This is a genomic window from Duganella zoogloeoides (assembly GCF_034479515.1).
In the GTDB taxonomy this organism is placed as follows: Bacteria; Pseudomonadota; Gammaproteobacteria; order Burkholderiales; family Burkholderiaceae_D; genus Rugamonas; species Rugamonas zoogloeoides.
In genome coordinates this window covers 1,438,840-1,458,688 of the sequence record NZ_CP140152.1, presented here as the reverse complement: position 1 = coordinate 1,458,688, position 19,849 = coordinate 1,438,840, and the positions used below count along the sequence as shown (strand labels likewise).

Here is a 19,849-nt window from a genome sequence, read left to right as displayed (position 1 = left end):
CGTTACAGGCTCCGGCTGACCTGCAGCGCCCACTGGTGGGCTTCTAGCTGGGTCTGCCAGTATGTTTCGGCGTCGATGCCGGCCTGGGCCAGCGCGGCGCGGTCGTGGCCTTCCACCAGCTTGAGCAGTTCGCCCAGCGGGCCGGCGCGGTCGAGCAAGGCCATCACCACGTCCAGGTCCAGGCTGAGGGCGGCGACGATTTCGGTCATCTCCATGCCGAGCAAGCGGTCCAGCAGCGAGAACACGCCGGCGACGAACGCCATGTCCTGCCGGTCGCGGTCGCCGCCCTGGGCGCGCACCAGCGCTTCCATTTGCGCGGCGCGCACGGCGGCCAGCGGCAGCAGCGGGTTGGGCAGGCCATCGTCCTGCTGGCGCGCGTACAGCAGCAGTTGCAGCCAGCGCTGCAACTGGCGCCGGCCCAGCACGTTGATGGCCTGGCTGAAGCTGTGCACTGGCGAACTGAGCGCGAACGCGGCCGAGTTGACCAGTTTTAACAGGTGGTACGACAGCGACGGATCCTGTTTGAGCAGCACTTCGAGCTCGCGCGTATCGGCATCGCGCGCCAGCAAGCCCAGCAGCGCCAGCAGGCGCTTGCGCGAGGTGCCGTCGCCAGCGTTGTCGTGGTCCGGGTTGCTGGCAAAGTCTCCCATGAACCAGCTGAAACCCGCTTGGGCGCAGACCACGATACGCGCTTCGCTGGGCATATTGGTGGCCAGGTGCGGGCCAGGCTGGCCGATCAGGGCTACCACCGGCGGCAAGTCCACGGAAGCATCGACCATCAGCGAACGGGCGCTGCACAGGGTGGCGGCCGAGCCCGGCGCCACGCCGTCGGTCATGGTGCGGTAGCCGGCGTCGGCCAGGGTGGCCAGTTTTTTCTGTACCGCCGGATCGACGCAGGCAGCAGCCGGCACGCGCAGGATCACGCGATTGGGCGGCAAGGTGGACAGTTGCGACAGTTCCAGCCGGGCTGGCGCGGCCACCGGCACCACCACGTCGAGCGGCGCCAGCAGGTCGAACACGGCCGGGGTTTTGAGCAGGATCAGTGCGTCCTGGAACGGGTCGGTAACTTCGGCACCGTCGTGCCCGGCAGGGGTGAGCACCAGCGCCACCCAGGCGTAGCGGGCGTCGGACACTGCCTGGAGTTCCGCGAGTGGGAACGATTTATTTTCAGGCGCAGACATCAAGTTCTCTTTGAAGGTTCGGCGCGCGTTGTTCGGACCCTGTGCGATGTGCCATATGACGAGTAGTGAGCCAACTTACAGGATAGAAAACATTTTATATTTTTACACAATTGCTCTTTTCCAAGCAGTCCGAATATAGCAGATATTGCCCCAGAAACACGAAATATTAGAAAGAGCTTAATACTATTAGGAAAGTGACTCTAAAGTGTTGCATGCTTACAAATAGCCCGACACTATTGTGCGTGCTGCACGGCAAAGCGTATCAATTCCGCCTGCCCTTCGATGCCCAGCTTGCGCTTGATGTTGAGGCGGTGGGTTTCCACGGTGCGCACCGACAAGTCGAGCGCGCGGGCGATCTGCTTGTTCGATTCGCCGTTGGCGATATGGCGCAGCACTTCGTGCTCGCGCGACGTCAGCTGGTTGTCCTGGTTCTGCGGCTGGGCCAGCTGGCGCGCCAGCGCGGCGCTGTAATAAATTCCGCCCGACATCACGGTTTCGATCGCCACCACGATGTCCTTGCCCGGCGCATCTTTCAGTACATAGCCGCGCGCACCGGCCTGGATCGCCTGCGACACGTATTCGAGCTTGTCGTGCATGGACAGGATCAGCACGGCGATGCGGGGGAATGCCTGCTTGAACTGGGCGGTCGCTTCGATGCCGTTGGCGCCGCGCATATTGATGTCCATGAGGACCAGGTCGATGGCGTGGCGGCCCGCCTGCTCCAGTGCTTCGGCGGCGCCGCCGGCTTCGGCCACTACCTCGAATTGCGGCATTGCCTCCAGGCGGGCGCGCAGGCCGTCGCGTACCAGGGGGTGGTCATCGACCAGCAGGATTTTGATAGGTGTTGTCATAGTCATTTAGCTGTTATAGGCGGCGTAAGCCGTGAGGACGGTGCCTTCGGTGGACGACACGATCTCGAAACGGCCGCCGATGGCGTCCATCCGTTCCATCATATTGCGCAGGCCGATGCCGTGCTTGGGGTGCAGCGCGATGCTTTCCGCATCAAAACCGTTGCCGTCGTCGCTGATGCGCAAGCTTACCCCGGCGGCGGTACCGGTCAGGCGGATGCCGATGTGCCTGGCGCCGGCGTGGCGTTCGATGTTGGTGAGCGCTTCCTGCGCCACCCGGAACAGCACGGTATTGGCCACGTCCGACAGGGCATCGACCGCGCCCGTGGTATCGAAGTGTACCGGGGTTCCCGAGCTGAGCGTGTACTCCTGGCCCAGGTGGTGCAGTGCGGCGGCCAGGCCCAGGTCATCCAGGATGGCCGGGCGCAGGTTGTGGGAAATGCGGCGCACCTCGCCCATCACGTTGCTCAATTGGTCGGCCGCGTGCTCGAACACGGCGGTGGCGGCCTGGCGCTGCTCGGGTTTCGGCGACGCCAGCCGGATCATGCCGGCCTCGATCTGCAGCTTGATGGAAACGAGCCACTGGCTGATGCCATCGTGCAGGTCGCGCGACAGCCGGGCCCGTTCTTCTTCCTGCGACTCCACCACGCGCTGCGCCAGCACCTTGAGCTTGGCGTCGGCCACGCGGTGTTCGCTGACGTTCAGGGCCAGCCCGGCGCCGGCCACCACCAGCGCGGCGGCAATCGCGATCAGGGCAATCCACAGCATGGTGTTGTGGATGTTGCCGGACTGCTGGGTGTCGATCTGCGCCAGCGCCCGATCGACGTCGTCGAGATAAATGCCGGTGCCCATCATCCAGCCCCAGTTCGGCATGGCGATCACGTAGCCGAGCTTGGCCACGGCTTGCTGGGTCGAGGGCTTGACCCACATGTAGCGCTCCAGCCCGCCACCTTTGCGCGCGCGTTGCAGCAGGTTCTGGATCGTCGGGCGGCCCAGCGCATCGCGCATCTCGAACAGGTTTTTGCCCACCAGGTCGGGCTGGCGCGGGTGCATCAGGGTATTGCCCTGCATATCGTAGAGGAAGAAATAGCCATCGTCGCCGTAGCTGAGCGATTCGAGGATGCGCTTGGCTTCGTTGCGGGTGGCCTCGTCGTTGCGGCCCGAGTTGTACAGGTGCGAGATGGAATGGGTGGCCAGCGCCACGTAGTGCTTGAGTTCGGCCTCCTTGCTGCTCAGGTAGGCTTGCTGGATGGTGTCGCGCTGTTGCTGGGCCAGCAAGGCGGACTGGTGCTGCACCGCCAGTGCGATGGCGCACAGGGCGAAAATCAGCGGCGTAATGGCCAGGAAGATGACTTTTTGCCGCAACTTCATGAGGGTATTCCCATCGAATTTTGTATAGACGAGATTTTACGCCTCCCCGCGCCCGCACCCCTACGTAGAAATACGCAACACAGCTGCGTAATCCTGCGCTTGCTTCAATTATGTAATTCGTGAATACTCGCCATAAGCTGCCGCGATGCCGAATTGGCAAGAGCAGCCCCCATCCTTGGAGGAAGCATGACACCTGTTCCAACCGCACCCCAGACACTCGGCGCCAAGCTGGGCTGGGCCGTCGTCGCCTTGCTCGGCGCTTCCGCACTGGGCTTTATTGCCTTGAAGCGCGGCGAGTCGATCAGCGCCATCTGGATCGTGATTGCCGCCGTGTGCGTCTATCTGATCGCTTATCGTTATTACAGCCTGTACATTGCCAAGAACGTGCTCGGGCTCGACGCCAGGCGACTGACGCCGGCGCAACGCCTCAATGACGGCCTCGACTACGTCCCCACCAACAAGAACGTGCTGTTCGGTCACCACTTTGCCGCCATTGCCGGCGCCGGTCCGCTGGTCGGGCCAGTCCTGGCCGCGCAGATGGGCTACCTGCCCGGCATGCTGTGGATCCTGGCCGGCGTGGTGTTTGCCGGCGCGGTGCAGGATTTTATTATCCTGTTCATTTCCATGCGCCGCGACGGCCGCTCGCTGGGCGACCTGATCAAATCCGAACTGGGCCAGATTCCCGGCATGATCGCCTTGCTCGGCACCTTCATGATCATGGTGATCATCCTGGCCGTGCTGGCCCTGATCGTGGTAAAAGCCCTGACGCATTCGCCGTGGGGCAGCTTCACGGTGATTGCCACCATCCCGATCGCGCTGTTCATGGGCGTGTACTCGCGCTTTATCCGCGTGGGCCGCATCGGCGAAGTGTCGATCATCGGTTTTGTCCTGCTGATGGCGGCCATCTTCGGCGGCCAGTACGTGCAGGAACACCCTGCCCTGGCGCCGATGTTCGATTTCACCGGCACCGAGCTGACCTGGATGCTGATCGGCTACGGCTTCGTGGCGTCGGTCCTGCCGGTGTGGCTGCTGCTCGCGCCACGTGACTACCTGTCCACCTTCCTCAAGATCGGCACCATTGTCGGCCTGGCCGTGGGCATCATCGTGGTGGCCCCTTACCTGAAAATGCCGGCCATGACCAAGTTCATCGACGGCACCGGCCCGGTCTGGTCGGGTACTTTATTCCCGTTCCTGTTCATCACCATCGCTTGCGGCGCCGTGTCCGGCTTCCACGCGCTGATCGCCTCGGGCACCACGCCCAAGATGATCGAAAACGAAACCCATGCCCGCTACATCGGCTACGGCGCCATGCTGATGGAATCGTTCGTGGCCATCATGGCGCTGGTCGCCGCCTCGACCATCGAGCCCGGCATTTACTTCGCCATGAACAGCCCGGCGGCGCTGATCGGCACCACGCCAGAGTCCGCCGCTGCCGCCATTTCGCAATGGGGCTTCTACGTGACGCCGGAAATGCTGGTGCAAACCGCCAAGGACGTTGGCGAGCACAGCATCATCTCGCGCGCCGGTGGCGCGCCGACCCTGGCGGTGGGCATGGCCCACATCCTGTCGAGCGTGATCGGCGGCCAGGCCATGATGGCGTTCTGGTACCACTTCGCGATCCTGTTCGAGGCACTGTTCATCCTCACCGCCGTCGATGCCGGCACCCGCGCCGGCCGCTTCATGCTGCAAGATCTGATGGGCGCGTTCGTACCGGCCATGAAGCAGACCGAAAACACGTTTGCCAACCTGGTCGCCACCGGCCTGTGCGTGGCGGCGTGGGGCTACTTCCTGTACCAGGGCGTGGTCGATCCGCTCGGTGGCATCAACACCTTGTGGCCGCTGTTCGGTATCGCCAACCAGATGCTGGCAGCCATCGCGCTGATGCTGGGTACCTGCGTGCTGTTCAAGATGAAGCGCGGCAAATACGCATGGGTAACCATCGTGCCGACCATCTGGCTGCTGCTCTGCACGCTGACCGCAGGCTGGCAGAAAATGTTCCATGCCGATCCGAAAATCGGTTTCCTGGCGCATGCCTCGAAGTACCAGGCAGCGATTGATGAAGGCAAGATCCTGGCCCCGGCCAAGTCGATGGCGCAGATGCAGCAGGTGGTCTTCAACGACTACCTCGACGCGGGCCTGGCCGGCTTCTTCGTGATCGTCGTGCTGAGCGTGCTGGTGTTCGGCATCCGCACCGTGCTCAAGGCGCGCGCCAGCAGCCAGCCGACGGTCAACGAAAGCCCGTTGGTCTTCGCCAAGGTGCAGTGATGTTAGGCGACATTGCCAAGGCCGGCCGTTACCTCGGGCAGAGCATGCGCCTGATGATGGGCTTGCCTGATTACGACACGTATGTCAGCCACCGGGAGGTGACCCATCCGGGCGAACCGGTGATGACGTACGAGGAGTTTTTCAAGGAGCGGCAGGAAGCCCGCTACGGCGGCGCCGGCAAGCGCGGCGGTTGTTGTTGACGCCTGCACGCCCCCGGCTCCGTCATTCCCGCGTAGGCGGGAATCCATGGAACGGCAACATTGGGGTAGCGTTGAACGAAGCTGTTATCACCCACTGTCTATGGATCCCCGCGTACGCGGGGATGACGGCCCATTATTTTTTCGTTTCCCCGGGAACTTTTTGACGCACTGGTCGTCAAATAAGCTCAGCCGCACAGATGGCCACTTCCGGGAGACACATGACATCCTCATTTTCCTACGACAACGCCTTTGCCCGTAACATCGGCTGGGTCACCCATGCCGAGCAATCGGTGTTGCGCGACAAGCGCGTGGCAATTGCCGGGCTCGGCGGTGTTGGCGGCGTGCATTTGCTCACGCTGGCGCGCCTGGGCATCGGCAATTTTCACGTCGCCGATTTCGATACCTTCGATGTCGCCAATTTCAATCGCCAGGTGGGCGCTACCGTCTCCACGCTGGGCCAGCCCAAGGCCGAGGTGCTGGTGCGCATGGCGCGCGATATCAATCCCGAGCTCAACATTGTCAGCTTTACCGACGGCGTCACCGGCGACAACCTGCTCAAGTTTTTGCTGGGGGTGGACCTGTATGTCGATGGCCTCGATTTCTTTGCCTTCGAGGCGCGCCAGGCCACCTTTGCCGCCTGCGCGGCGCGCCACATTCCCGCCATTACCGCCGCCCCGCTCGGCATGGGCACGGCCGTGCTCAGCTTCCTGCCGGGCCAGATGACGTTCGAGGAATATTTTTGCTGGGGTGACCTGTCCGAGCGCGAAAAGGCGCTGCGCTTCCTGATCGGCCTGGCGCCGGCCGGCCTGCATGGCGACTACCTGGTCGATCCGTCCACCATCAACCTGGCAGAAAAGCGCGGTCCATCGACCATCATGGGATGCGAGCTGTGCGCCGGCGCGGCCGCCACCGAGGCATTGAAAATCCTCCTCAACCGGGGCGAGGTGCTGGCCGCGCCGTACGGCTACCAGTTCGACGCCTACCGCAACAAACTTACGCGCACCTACCGCCCCGGCGGCAACCGCCATCCGTTGCAGCGCATTGCGATGATGCTGGCGCGCCGGCGGATGGTTGAGGCAACCTCATGAAGCCGCCGCGCCAGCTTGATCCGACGCTGGAAAAAATCCTTGACCTGGCGCGCTGGGCGCCCAGCGGCGATAATACCCAGCCGTGGCGTTTCGAAATACTCGATGCGCGCCGGCTGGTCGTGCACGGCCACGACACGCGCGACCATTGCGTGTATGACCTCGACGGCCACCCGAGCCAGATCTCGATCGGCGCCCTGCTCGAGACCATGGCGATTGCCGCCAGCACATTCGGTCTGGCCACCCGCATCTTTCCCCACGTGGATGCGCCGGCCCACCGCCCCACCCTCACCGTCGAATTCAGCGACGATGCGGCACTGGCGCCCGATCCGCTGGCAGCGCACATCCTGGCGCGCAGCGTGCAGCGGCTGCCGCTGAGCCGGCGCGCGCTCACGACCAGCGAAAAGACGGCACTGACCGCCACGCTGCCGGCCGGCTACGAGGTCACCTGGCTGGAAGGAAAGCAGCGCACGGCTGCGGCCGGCTTGATGTTCCGCAATGCCAAGCTGCGGCTGACCATGCCCGAGGCGCACCAGGTGCACCAGGCCGTGATCGAATGGAATGCACGCCACAGCGCCGACCGCATGCCCGACCGCGCGCTCGGCGTCGATCCCTTCACGGCAAAAATGATGCGCTGGGTAATGCACGACTGGCGCCGTGTCGAGTTTTTTAACACCTGGCTGGCGGGTACGGTGGCGCCGCGTTTGCAGATGGATTTGATCCCCGGCCTGGCCTGCGCCGCCCACTTCGTGCTGGCGGCGCCCCATCGTCCGCACCGGGTTGCCGACTACCTTGCTGCCGGGCGCGCCATGCAGCGCTTCTGGCTCACGGCCACGTCGCTGGGCCTGCAGCTGCAACCGGAACTGACGCCGCTGATTTTCTCGCGGTACGTGCGCGACGGCCGGGTGTTCTCCGGCACGCGCGGCATGCAGCAGCGCGCCGCCACCCTGTCGCGCGAGGCCGAGCAACTGGTGGGCAAGCCCGTGTGGGAGCGCGCCGTCTTCATGGGGCGCATCGGCGCCGGGACGCCGGCACAGGCGCGCTCGCTGCGCCGGCCGCTGGCCGAGCTGATCATCGCGCCGTAACCAGCGACACCTGTTCGTCACGCGGCAAGTATCGAGCAATAACTAGCGCGCCACCATCTTCAAGTTGTCATCGAGCGGACCACCATGCGAGCGATTCCTTCCCATCATGTCGTTGTGTTCCTGTGCCTGCTGTGCGCGAGCCTGGCGCTGGCGGTCGCCAGCGCAGCGGCGTTGGCGCTGCTGCCGCTGGGCGACTTTCGCGGCGTGCTGGTCGTGCTGGCCGGCGTGCTGCTGCTGTACCTGTATGCCTTTGCGTTATACCGCCTGTTCTTGCGGTTGCTGCCGCTGCGCGAAGGCGACGTGGCGCCGGGTTCGCAACACGAGCTCATCGCCAACGTCAACATGCTGTTCTACCTGCTGCTGTTCAACTCGCTGGTGCGGTCGCACGTGGTGCCGGTGCCGCTGATGCGGCTGGTGTACCTGGCGCTGGGCGCGCGGCTGGGCACCAATACCTACAGCGCCGGCGCGCTGCTCGACCCGCCGCTCACGCGCATCGGCAGCAACACCATCATCGGCCACGACGCCGTGATCTTCGCCCACGTGATCGAAGGCGAGCGGCTCGAACTCAAGGCCGTCGTCATCGGCAACACCGTCACCATCGGCGCCACGGCAGTCATCATGGCCGGTGTGCATATCGGCGACCATGCCATTGTCTCGGCCGGCGCGGTGGTGACCAAGGACACGCGGATCGCTGCGGGCGAGGTGTGGGGTGGCATCCCGGCGCGGCGCCTCAAGGCTGCACCTGCCGCGCCGGTTGAAGCGTGACGGAATTTTTTACACTGCATCGTATTAAAACGCGCCGCGCACGCGCAAGTGCTTGATTCCACGGCGATCACAAGCACTGGCAAGGCTTTTGCTCAAGAGCTGGCATGGTCCCGATTTCCGGGTGCCACCTACCTCTGGGAGCAACCATGAAAACATGCAAAACCGCGCTGGCCGCCGCAACGATCGCGGCCGCACTGGCCGCCCCGCTCACCGCCAGCGCCGGCCCGGTGGTCGGGTTCGATCCGACCGGCACCGGCAACTACAGCGTCTATGCCGACCTGTGGACCAACGTCACCGATACCGGCCTGGCCACCGGCTTCATTCCCGGCATCACGGTCGGCCCCGGCGGCGCCGCACCGTACCTGACCGAGCTGCGCTCGCAAATGGTGGTTGGCACCATGTCCAACAGTAATATCCCGGCCATCGTCACCCCGCCCGGCCTCAACCAGACGTTCGAAATCAGCAAGGTCGTGCGCTTCCAGGAGCTGGTCGATTTGCAGACGCCTACCACCGCGCACTTCACCCTGCCGCCATCGCAATCGGCCGCCATGGACGTCGATCCGCTGCGTGCCGGCGTGCAAAACCTGGCCATTTATTTCGACCAGATCACGCCCGGCGCCGGCAGCAGCAAGTCCGTGCCCGGCAATGGCGTAGGCTCCGTGGCCTGCTATGGCACCGGCTCCACCTCGGCCGGCTGCGGCACGGCGCCCGGCGACCCGGACGGCGACGGCATCATCATCCTGTCGGGCCACCTGGTGTTCAACGACGCCAGCTTCACGGCCACCGGCGCGGTCGGCACCGGGTCGTTCGATGCCCGCTTCGTGATCGACTACGTCGATGCGAACTACCTCGACATCGTCACCGGCTCGATCTTCCAGGACAAGACCACCGGCACCACCAACGTGCCATCGTTCTTCACCCCCACCATGATGTGGGACGGCAGCACGCCCACCACGGTGCCGTTCCTGAAGGTCGATTCGTCGCAAACCTTTGCCGCGCTGGCCGTGCCCGAACCGGCCACGCTGGCCATCATGGGCCTGGGCTTTGCCGGACTGGCGCTAACGCGCCGCAAAGCCGGCGCCAAGGGCATAAACACCGCCGATGGCGCCGGCCTGTGCCCAGCCTAATATAGTTTTCAAGCCGTGCCAGCGGCTGCGTTGGGCGGATCGGGCGCCAGCCTGGTCCGCCCTTTTTTATGGGACTCGCAACCGGTCCAGCAACGACGCCAGTTGCCTGCCCGCGTCGTAACCGGCAAAGTGTCCCGCCAGCCGCAGCGCTGCCGCACGCGGCTCGGACTGGCTCAGCAGCGCCAGCGCTGCGGCGCGCACGGCCGCTTCGGTCAAGCGGTCGGAACGCAGCAAGCGCCCGGCGCCGCAGGACAGCACGCCCGCCATGTTCAGGTACTGGTCGAGATTGCCGGCTATGCCCAGCACCGGTACGCCTGCCACCAGCGCCTGCTGGCACGTGGGACTGCCGCCGTTGCACACCACCAGTTGCGCGCGCCGCGCCGCTGCCGCGCCCGGCAGGTACGGCGCCACCCGCGCATTGGCCGGCACCGCCTGCGGGCTGGCGCCGCCGGCCGTGGCGGCAATCACCGTCACCGGCAACGACGCCAGCGCCTGCAACACAAGCGGCAACACCTGGCCCGCGCCCGAACTGCCCAGTGTCACGTACACGACCGGTGGCCCGGCATCAAGCTCGTCCCACCACGCCGGCAGCGGCGTGGGTGGCGACCAGGTGACCGCCCCCATGTAAGCGTGAGAGGATGGCAAATCATTCGAGGGAAACATCTGCGGAATATCGGCATACAGCACGTGGTCGGCGTCGGTGTACACGCGCCGCAAATCCGTCCCCAGCGACGGCAGCCCGTGCGCGCGCCGCACCCGGTTGAGCGGCTGGCTGTGCAAGGCGAACGCCAGCGGCTGTACCAGCCGGAACAGGCGATCGGCCAGCGCAATGGGCAGCACGCGCGCCAGCGGCAGCGCCGGCACTTGGTAATGCTGGCGCGCGTAGGGACTCCAGTAGGCGTTGATCAGGCTGATGTATGGGATGCCGGCCAGCCGTGCGCTCACCGACAGCGACAACCTGAAATCGCCCACCACCACCTGCGGCTGCACCGCCCCGAGCACGCGCAAATCATCGGCCACGTACTGTTGCAAAGTGGCTGCATCGTACACCGGCTTGCCCGCCGCCAGCGCGGCCAGAAAGCGCTCGCTGGAAATGCTGTGCAGACGCAAGGGATCGATATTGCTGCCCTTGAAAAACATGTCGTAGCCGGACGCGCACGCCACGTCCACCGCGTAGCGGGCAGGATCCAGCGCTTGCGCCAGCGCCAGCGGGCGGCCCACGTGCGCCAGGGTTACGGCCTCGGCCATGAACAGGATTTTGTGTCGTTCCATCGTCATCAGCTTGCGTTGCCTTTGCCTGTGTTGTTTGAGATAGCGCAAACGTGCCCTGTTTAGATATAGATCAATATCGTTCTGACCTCAAGCCTATATTTTTCCTACTGGCACTAGTGATGAGCCCGCCCGTGCCGACGATTTCGGCGTCCACCGTTGGAGGGTTCCACCGCGATGTCCAACCATGAACGTTCCGGCCTGAGCCAGCGCCTGACCATCCTTTCCATGTTCTCGACCGGCAGCGCACTGCTGCTGGTGTTCTTCACGTTTGCCGCCACCTCGGTGCTGCACGGCCAGGAAGTCGAGCGCGACCGACTGGCCACGCTGGCGGCGGTGATCAGTTCCAGCGGCGATGGCGCAGTCAGGCGCGTCAACGCCAAGCAGGTCGCGCAGCAATTGCAGGCGCTGGGCCATGATCACGATATCTTGCAAGCAGCCGTGTACGACCGCGACGGTGCGCTGCTGGCGCGCTACAGCTCGCCACGTTTGCGGCCGGGCCAGGCGGCGCCGGACGTGCTGCCGGCGGACGTACTGTCCGCTCACCTCGCCGTTGCCGTGCAGGCTGCTGCTGCAGCGACATCGGATGAGCCTGCGCGCCCCGGCGCGCCATCGGCTGCCACCTTGCCGGCAACCGCTACCGTCACGCCGGACGACAGCCTCGGCACCAGCCCGCTCTGGCAACCGGTCAACAGCGTGATGTGGCCCTTCGTCATCCGCGGCGAGCCGGCCGGTGTGATCATGCTCGAACGCAGCGCCTTGCCGATGTGGTTCGAGATCCTGAAAAGCCTGGGCGCCGCCTGCGTTGCGGCCGTGCTCGCTTTTATGACAGCGCTGCTGGTCGCGGCCCGTTCGCGTGGCAGCGTGACCGAGCCGGTGGCGCGCCTGATCGCGGCCGCGCAGCAGGTCAGCCGCGGCCAGCCCACACTGCGCATCGTGCACCAGCGTGGCGACGACCTCGGCGCGCTGATCGACAGCTTTAACGACATGCTGGCCCAGGTGGAGGCGCGCGACGGCGCCCTGGCCCAGTACCGCGACCAGCTCGAACGCCAGGTGGGCGTGCGCACCGAGCAGCTGGAAAAGGCCAAGAACGCGGCCGAGGCCGCCAGCCAGGCGAAGAGCGCCTTCCTGGCCACCATGAGCCATGAAATCCGCACGCCGATGAACGGCGTGCTGGGCATGACGGAGCTGCTGCTGGCCACGCGCCTGTCCGAGCAGCAGCGCCACTACACCAGCATGGTCAAGCGCTCCGGCGAGCACCTGCTGGTGATCATCAACGACATCCTCGACTTTTCCAAGATCGAGGCCGGCAAGCTGACGGTCGAATACATCCAGTTCAATTTCCGCGACCTGCTCGACGATATCGAGCACGTGTTCTCGCCCCAGGCCCAGGCCAAGGGCCTGCGGCTGGAACTGAACGTGGCGTGCGACATCCCGGTTGCCATCAGCGGCGACCCCAACCGGCTGCGCCAGGTACTGTTCAATTTGCTGGGCAATGCTGTCAAATTTACCGACAGCGGCGAGATCATGGTCAAGGTGGCGGTAGCGGCCGAGGACGCCCAGCGCGTGACCTTGCGCTTTGAGGTGCACGACACCGGCATCGGCGTCTCCAACGAGGCGCGCGGACGCATCTTCGATTCGTTCTCGCAGGCCGATGGCTCGACCACGCGCAAGCACGGCGGTACCGGCCTGGGCCTGGCGATCTCGAAGCAGCTGGTGGAGCTGATGGGTGGCACGATAGGCGTCGATCATGCGTTGACGCAAGGTTCGATCTTCTGGTTCGCCGTACATTTCGACAAGCCGCGCGTCGATACCGACGATCCCATCCATACCTCCCACGGAATCCGTACCTTGATCGTCGATGACAACCCCACCAGCAGAGGCGAGCTGGAACGCCTGCTGGCGACCTGGCGCGTCCCTACCGCCGCCAGCACCGCCACCGACTCCCTGCCCCGCCTGCGCCAGGCGGCAGCCGATGGCCAGCCCTACAACCTCGTGCTGCTCGACATGGCGCTGCCGCGTACCAGCGGCCTGGCGCTGGCGGCGGCAATCCACGCCGAACCGGACCTGGCCGGTCTGCGAATCATGTTGCTGAGCACGGAGCGCGATGCCGCCGACCGCGTTCAGCAACGTGCTGCCGGGGTCGCCTTCCAGCTGATCAAGCCACCGCGCGAATGCGATCTGCACTACTGCCTGCTGACCCGCGCTGGCGCCGCGCCATTGGCAATCCGCAGTCTCCCGTCCGGCGCACCGGCGCATCTTCCAGCCCGTATGCCTGCCGATATGCCTGCACCCAGGCCGGCGCCTGCGCCTGTCCATGCACCGGCGCACGGCCCCGCGCATGCGTCCGTCAATTTGCTCGTAAATTCGCCCGCCAATTCGTCCATCTATTCGCCCGCCGATTCGCCCACCTATTCGCCCGCGAACTTGCACGCCATGCTGCCGCCGCTGCCTGCCGCCGTGGCGCCGGCCGCGCCGCCGGTGACGGCATTGAGCACTTCCGGCCCGCCGCCGCGCGCGCGCCGGGGCCGCAAGGTCTTGCTGGCCGAAGACAATCCGGTCAACGTCGAGGTGGCCAGCGCCATGCTCGAGAGCCTGGGCCTGGAAGTGAGCCGCGCCTGCAACGGCGAGGAGGCATTGCACAGCTTGCAGTCGGACGACTTCGACCTGGTGCTGATGGATTGCCAGATGCCGGTCATGGACGGCTTTGCCGCCACCACCGAAATTCGCCGCCGCGAACAGCAGCACGGCCACGCCCGCACCTTGCCCATTATTGCGATTACCGCCAACGCCCTGCAGGGCGACCGCGAGGCGTGCCTGGCGGCCGGCATGGACGACTACCTGAGCAAGCCGTTCACCCAGCAGGCGCTGGGCCAGACCATCGCCCGCTGGATCACCCTGCCGCGCCTGGCGCCAGGCCTGCTGGCGGCGCAGGAGGCCGACGCCCCAACACTCCAGCCGGCCTCGCTGCCGCTCCCCGCGCCTGCGCCAGTGCCAATGCCGGCCCAGGCCCCGCACGCGGTTTCTTTGACGGTGCCCGTGCCGGCCAGCCCTGCCGGCGACAACGCGATCAGCACCCAGGCGCTGGCCAATATTCGCGCACTGAGCGCCAGCAACGGCGAGGCCCTGCTCGAACGCGTGCTGCACGCCTACCTGGCCGACACCCCGCCGCACCTGCAAGCGCTGCACACCGCGATTGCCGCCGGCAACACCGACCAGTTGCGCAAGACCGCGCACACGCTTAAAAGCAGCAGCGCCAATGTCGGCGCGCTGGCCCTGTCGCAACGCTGCAAGGACCTGGAACAACTGGGCCGCAACAACACCACCGCCGGCGCCGCCGAGCTGCTGGCGGACATGGAACGATCTTTCCAGGCCGTGCGGCAGGCATTGGGCGCTTTGCTGGAAAAGGAAACCTGATATGGCGACTCCCCCACCCCGTACGCGCGGCCTGGTCCTGGTGGCCGACGACGATCCCGTGATGCGCCTGCTGATGCTGGAAATGCTGGCCCAGGTGGACCTGGACGCGGTGGAAGCAGTGGACGGCGTGCAAGCGCTGGCGCGCTACCAGGAACTGGCGCCCGACCTGGTGCTGCTCGACGTGGAAATGCCCGGCATGGACGGCTTTACGGTCTGCCGCGAAATCCGCCGCCTGGAAATCCACCCGGTCGCGCCCATCATCATGGTGACCGGCGGCGACGAGCTCGAATCGGTCACCAAGGCCTATGAAGCGGGCGCCACCGATTTCGTCTCCAAGCCGATCAACTGGCCCATCCTCGGCCACCGCGTGCTGTACGTGCTGCGCGCGTCCGATGCGATCACCCGCCTGCGCATTGCTGACGCCCAGCACCGCGCCGTCCTGGCCGCCATCCCCGATACCTTTTTCCGCATGAACAAGGACGGCTACTACCTCGACTACGAACAGGGCCATGAGGCCAGCGACGTCTTCTCCAGCGACCTGTGCGTGGGCCGCCATCTGAACGACGTGCTGCCGCCCGACATTGCCCGCCGCATGCTGGACAAGGTGCGCGCCGTGCTCGACACCCAGCGCATCAGCTCGCTCGACTACGAGCTGCCCGTCACCGGCGGCGGCGCACCGCTGCGCGCGCGCCATGGCGAACACGCGGTACCGCCGCCGGTACGCCACTTCGAAGCGCGGCTGGTAGCCACCGGCCCCAGCGAAGTGCTGGGCCTGGTGCGCGATATCAGCGAGCGCAAGCGCACCGAGGAGCAGATCCGCCGCCTGGCCTATTGCGACAGCCTCACCGGCATCCCCAACCGCCAGGCCTTCCTGGAAACGCTGGAGGCCGAACTGGTCCGTTCGCGCAAGGGCAACAAGAAGTTCGCGGTACTGTTCATGGACCTCGACGCCTTCAAACGCATCAACGACACGCTGGGCCACGACGTCGGCGACCACTTGCTGATGGCGGTCTCGGAGCGGCTGCGCGAAACCACGCGGCCCAGCGACCTGGTCTCGCGCACCGAGGTCGGCATCAACAACCTGGCGCGCCTGGGCGGCGACGAATTCACGATCCTGATCCCGGACCTCGAGCGCGTGGAAAACGCCCTCAACGTGGCGCACCGCGTGAAGGAAGCCATGCGGCGGCCGTTCCAGATCGACGACCACGAGATTTTTGTCACTGCCAGCATCGGCATTTCGCTGTACCCGGAAGACGGCGAGGATTGCAGCTCGCTGCTCAAGTTCGCCGACACCGCGATGTACCACGCCAAGAGCTGCGGCAAGAACAACGCCAAGCTCTACAGCTCGTCGCTGACGATGCAGATCATGAGCCACGTGCAGCTCGAAGTGGGCCTGCGCAAGGCCTTGCAGAACGACGAGCTGTACCTGCTGTACCAGCCGCAGATCGCCGTGGCCAGCACCAGCATCGTGGGCGTGGAAGCGCTGGTGCGCTGGCGCCATCCCGAGCGCGGCATCATCTCGCCCACCGAGTTCATCCCGCTGGCCGAGGAAACCGGCCTGATCGTGCCGATCGGCGAGTGGGTGCTGCGCACCGCCTGCCGCCAGGCCATGGCGTGGCAGGCGCCGGGGCAGCGCACACTGCGGGTGGCGGTCAACCTGTCGGCCAAGCAGTTCAAGGACGAGAACCTGACCCAGATCGTGCTTTCGGCCCTGCACGACACGGGATTACCGGCCCACCTGCTGGAACTGGAACTGACCGAAGGCACGCTGATGGATGACGCCCGCGCCACCATGGTCACGCTGGAGCAGTTGCGCGGCATCGGCGTGTACCTGTCGATCGATGACTTCGGCACCGGCTACTCGTCGATGAACTATCTGAAACGCTTCAATGTGCGCGCCCTGAAGATCGACAAGAGTTTCATCAGCGGCCTGCCGCAAGACTCCGAAAACGCCGCCATCACGCGCGCCATCATCGCCATGGCGCACGGCCTCAAGCTGGCCGTGGTGGCCGAGGGCGTGGAAACCGTTGAGCAACTGATGCTGCTGGAAGAATACGGCTGCGACCTGGCCCAAGGCTACCACCTGGGCCGGCCGTCGCCGCCGGAAACCATCGTCCGGATGCTGGGCGGCGGCGCCGCGCCGGACAGCGCCACACCGTGAGCAGCGAAGGGACCGCTGTCCTGCTGTCCCGCGACTCCGCTGCCCGGTGACTATCAGCGGCGCGATTGGTTCCGCGCCGCGCATTGAGGCAGCGCAGAGGGCGGCCTGCGCCACCGCATAAGATGAGCTGATCGCCACGCCAGCCCGTCTTGTCGCCGTCTTGTTGCCATCTTCTCGCCGTCTTGTCGCCATCTTCTCGCCATCTTCTCCCCATCTTCTCCCCACCATGTCCGCCAACCCTGCCGCCAACTTCGCCACCGCGCTGATCGAACGCCACCGCTTCGAGGAAGCTTTTGTATTCTGGCACGCGCGCCATGCGGACGATGCGCCGGGAGCACTGGCTGCGCTGGCCTCGCTGTCGCGCCAGGCGACGCGCGCACGCCAGCATCAGCTGGCGGCCGGCTACCACGCCATGCACACGGCGCTGCGCCGCGGCAGCCGCTGGTACCCGGGCATGCTGGCCGATCGCCTGCTGCCGCTTGCCGATGTTGCCGTCAGCAGCCACCGCCTGCATCACGATGCGGCGCAACTGGCCTATCTGCACCAGCTGGGCGTGCTGGGCGACGCCTTCCCGCCCATTATCGCCCGCTACCGGCGCCTGGCGGCCCGGCTCGAATCGCGCCTGGAACGCCACGACCTGCTCAGCACAGATGAACAGGACGCCATCGACGAAGCCTACGACCGCATTATCCACCTGCGCCCCACCCCGTGCGTGGCGCAAGCTTTTTCCAGCCATGCGCTGGCTGCCGCGCGGCGGCCCCCACCAGCCCATGGCATCGTTGTCATCGACGATTTTTTGTCACCACATGCATTGGACGAGCTGTGGCGCTTCTGCGTGCAATCGACGATCTGGTTCGGCGAACAAGGCCATGGCCGGCTGGCCGCCACCTACGACCATGGCTTCAATTGTCCGCTGCTGGTGCAGGTGGCGCATGGCGTGTTTGCCGATGACCGGCAATTGCTGGGAGTGCGGGCGGGCAAGCACCCGCCGCGCCTGCCAGGCGAGTCGCTGCACGGGGCGGTCGAGGGATTGAAGGTGCAGCTATGGCTCACGCCCGATACGGCCAATCTCGACCAGGCCGAGGGCGGCCTGGTGATCCGCGACCAGGAGGGCCGCACGCGCCACATCCCCTACCGGCAAAACCGCGCAGTGCTGTTCGATGCGCGCCTGGCGCACGGTGCGGCCAGCTGCCACTTCCGCGATGACCATGCCAGCGCCCGCATCGAGGTGGCCATGCTGTATGCCGGGACCGGCGGTTACAGCACGCCGTCCTTCCGCATGGCGGCGATCTCTTCATCGTCATAGCCGAGCGTGCGCAGTACTTCGTCGTTGTGCTGGCCCAGGCTTGGTCCGATCCACTGGGTGCGGCCCGGGGTGGCCGACAGCTTCGGTGAAATGGCCGGCAGCTTGATTGGCGTGCCGTCGGCAAACTGGTGCTGCTCGAACATCTCGCGCGCGAGAAATTGCGGGTCGGTCATCATGTCGCGCACCGAGTAGATTTTTCCGGCCGGTACGTCCGCCGCCTGCAGCACGGCCAGCGCACTGTCGATATCGTGGGTGTCGCACCAGGCCTGGATGGCGGCGTCGATTTCTTCGGTGCGCTGCACGCGGCCGTCGTTGCGCGCCAGCTGGGCGTCGCCAGCCAGGTCGATGCGGCCCATGGCCAGCATCAGGCGCTTGAAAATCGCATCGCCGTTACCGGCAATGACGATATTCTCGCCGTCGCGGGTGGTGTAGGTATTCGATGGCACGATGCCGGGCAAAGCGCCGCCGGTGCGTTCGCGTACCACGCCCGCGTGGTCGAACTCGGGCACCAGGGATTCCATCAGGTTGAACACCGATTCGTACAGCGCCACATCGACCATCTGGCCTTCGCCTTTGAGCTTGCCGCCGGTCACATCGCGGTGGCGCAGCGCTATCATGGCGCCGATCACGCCGTGCAGGGCCGCCACCGAATCGCCGATCGACACGCCCACCCGCACCGGCGGACGGTCGGCATGGCCGCTCACGTAACGCAGCCCGCCCATCGATTCGCCGATGGCGCCAAAGCCCGGCAAATCCTTCATGGGACCGGTCTGGCCAAAGCCCGACAGCCGCACCATGATGGTGGCGGGGTTAAGCGACTTCAGTTGCTCGTAGCCGAGCTCCCATTTTTCCAGCACGCCAGGGCGGTAGTTCTCGACGATGATGTCGGCCTCGAGCGCCAGCTGGCGCGCGATGGCGCGGCCGCGCGCGTCCTTCATGTTCAGCGTCAGCGATTTCTTGTTACGCGCCTGCACCGACCACCACAGCGACGTGCCGTCCTTGAGCACGCGCCACTTGCGGATCGGGTCGCCGTCGCCGGGCGCCTCGATCTTGATCACCTCGGCGCCGAACTCGGCCAGCATGCGCCCACAAAAAGGGCCCGCGATCAGCGTGCCCAGTTCCAGTACCTTGATGCCTGCCAGCGGTAATGCCGTGGCGGCCGTTTGCTTGTCACTCATGTCGTCCTTCGGTCCAGCATGGCGCGGGCGATGGTGCCGGCGTCCACGTATTCGAGTTCGCCGCCCATCGGCACGCCGCGCGCCAGCCGGCTTACCTGCAGCCCGCGCGCCTTGAGCATTTCGCTGATGTAGTGGGCGGTCGCTTCGCCTTCGTTGGTGAAATTGGTGGCCAGCACCACTTCGGTGACCAGGCCGTCCGCCGCGCGGGCGATCAGCTTTTCCAGGTGGATGTCCTTGGGGCCGATGCCGTCGAGCGGCGAGAGCCGCCCCATCAGCACGAAGTACAGGCCTTTATAGGTGAGCGTCTGCTCGATCATCAGCTGGTCGGCCGGCGTTTCCACCACGCACAGCAGGCGGCGATCGCGCGCGTCGTCCATGCACAGGTCGCAGACGTCATCTTCGGTAAAGGTGTTACACAGCGCGCAGTGATGCACGGCGTTGACGGCCTGGTGCAATGCGCGCGAGAGCATGTCCGCGCCTTCGCGGTCGTGCTGCAGCAGGTGGAACGCCATCCGCTGCGCCGACTTCGGGCCGACGCCGGGTAAACGGCGCAGCGCCTCGGTCAGGAATTCCAGCGATCTGGACATGCAG

Annotated in this window: 15 protein-coding genes; 9 read left to right on the top strand and 6 right to left on the bottom strand. The window is 65.5% G+C overall.

Annotation, left to right across the window (positions count from 1 at the left end; translation table 11 throughout):
* Positions 1-2 precede the first annotated feature (2 nt).
* The 3 genes from SR858_RS06395 to SR858_RS06385 all read right to left on the bottom strand — a co-directional run bounded on the left by SR858_RS06395 (position 3) and on the right by SR858_RS06385 (position 3,400).
* Positions 3-1,181, bottom strand: a complete 1,179-nt coding sequence (locus SR858_RS06395; protein ID WP_019922554.1) for an EAL and HDOD domain-containing protein — start codon at positions 1,179-1,181, stop codon at positions 3-5.
* Between the two features lie 233 nt (positions 1,182-1,414).
* A complete protein-coding gene (locus SR858_RS06390) occupies positions 1,415-2,032 on the bottom strand; it encodes a response regulator (RefSeq protein ID WP_152881485.1) in 618 nt (205 codons plus the stop codon).
* Positions 2,033-2,038: 6 nt separating this feature from the next.
* The gene (locus SR858_RS06385) at positions 2,039-3,400 is read right to left on the bottom strand and encodes a cache domain-containing protein (protein ID WP_019922556.1); all 1,362 of its coding nucleotides are present in this window, start codon (positions 3,398-3,400) and stop codon (positions 2,039-2,041) included.
* 186 nt (positions 3,401-3,586) lie between these two features.
* On the opposite strand from SR858_RS06385, the gene SR858_RS06380 reads away from it, so the two are divergent.
* The 6 genes from SR858_RS06380 (at position 3,587) to SR858_RS06355 (ending at position 9,927) form a co-directional block, all read left to right on the top strand.
* Positions 3,587-5,665: a carbon starvation CstA family protein gene (locus tag SR858_RS06380; protein ID WP_019922557.1), complete on the top strand. Its 2,079-nt coding sequence runs from the start codon at positions 3,587-3,589 to the stop codon at positions 5,663-5,665.
* The gene (locus tag SR858_RS06375; protein ID WP_019922558.1) at positions 5,665-5,865 is read left to right on the top strand and encodes a YbdD/YjiX family protein; all 201 of its coding nucleotides are present in this window, start codon (positions 5,665-5,667) and stop codon (positions 5,863-5,865) included. The genes SR858_RS06380 and SR858_RS06375 overlap by 1 nt, the downstream gene beginning before the upstream one ends.
* Before the next feature lie 218 nt (positions 5,866-6,083).
* Positions 6,084-6,953 (top strand): ThiF family adenylyltransferase, encoded by an 870-nt coding sequence (locus tag SR858_RS06370; protein WP_019922559.1) that lies wholly within the window; start codon positions 6,084-6,086, stop codon positions 6,951-6,953.
* Positions 6,950-8,035, top strand: a complete 1,086-nt coding sequence (locus SR858_RS06365) for a nitroreductase family protein (RefSeq protein ID WP_019922560.1) — start codon at positions 6,950-6,952, stop codon at positions 8,033-8,035. The genes SR858_RS06370 and SR858_RS06365 overlap by 4 nt, the downstream gene beginning before the upstream one ends.
* Positions 8,036-8,119: 84 nt before the next feature.
* Positions 8,120-8,800 carry an acyltransferase gene (locus SR858_RS06360; RefSeq protein WP_026637413.1) on the top strand — a complete coding sequence of 227 codons (681 nt, stop codon included), beginning with the start codon at positions 8,120-8,122 and terminating at the stop codon, positions 8,798-8,800.
* A gap of 146 nt (positions 8,801-8,946) precedes the next feature.
* A complete protein-coding gene (locus tag SR858_RS06355; protein ID WP_019922562.1) occupies positions 8,947-9,927 on the top strand; it encodes a PEP-CTERM sorting domain-containing protein in 981 nt (326 codons plus the stop codon).
* Between the two features lie 66 nt (positions 9,928-9,993).
* Here the strand turns inward: SR858_RS06355 and SR858_RS06350 are convergent, their stop codons facing one another.
* Positions 9,994-11,199, bottom strand: coding sequence for a glycosyltransferase (locus tag SR858_RS06350; RefSeq protein ID WP_154819955.1), 1,206 nt, complete (start codon positions 11,197-11,199; stop codon positions 9,994-9,996).
* A gap of 174 nt (positions 11,200-11,373) precedes the next feature.
* Between SR858_RS06350 and SR858_RS06345 the strand changes: the two genes are divergently transcribed.
* From SR858_RS06345 to SR858_RS06335, 3 genes are all read left to right on the top strand, one after another.
* A complete protein-coding gene (locus SR858_RS06345; RefSeq protein WP_019922564.1) occupies positions 11,374-14,613 on the top strand; it encodes a response regulator in 3,240 nt (1,079 codons plus the stop codon).
* A gap of 1 nt (position 14,614) precedes the next feature.
* Positions 14,615-16,774 (top strand): putative bifunctional diguanylate cyclase/phosphodiesterase, encoded by a 2,160-nt coding sequence (locus SR858_RS06340; protein ID WP_019922565.1) that lies wholly within the window; start codon positions 14,615-14,617, stop codon positions 16,772-16,774.
* A gap of 226 nt (positions 16,775-17,000) precedes the next feature.
* Entirely contained in the window at positions 17,001-18,080 is a 1,080-nt protein-coding gene (locus SR858_RS06335; protein ID WP_019922566.1) for a hypothetical protein, read from the top strand.
* On the opposite strand, the gene SR858_RS06330 is transcribed toward SR858_RS06335, so the two are convergent.
* Positions 18,032-19,258, bottom strand: a complete 1,227-nt coding sequence (locus SR858_RS06330; RefSeq protein ID WP_019922567.1) for a CaiB/BaiF CoA transferase family protein — start codon at positions 19,256-19,258, stop codon at positions 18,032-18,034. The two genes, SR858_RS06335 and SR858_RS06330, sit on opposite strands and share 49 nt — an antisense overlap.
* Positions 19,255-19,845 (bottom strand): recombination mediator RecR, encoded by a 591-nt coding sequence (recR, locus tag SR858_RS06325; RefSeq protein WP_019922568.1) that lies wholly within the window; start codon positions 19,843-19,845, stop codon positions 19,255-19,257. The genes SR858_RS06330 and recR overlap by 4 nt, the downstream gene beginning before the upstream one ends.
* Between the last annotated feature and the right edge of the window lie 4 nt (positions 19,846-19,849).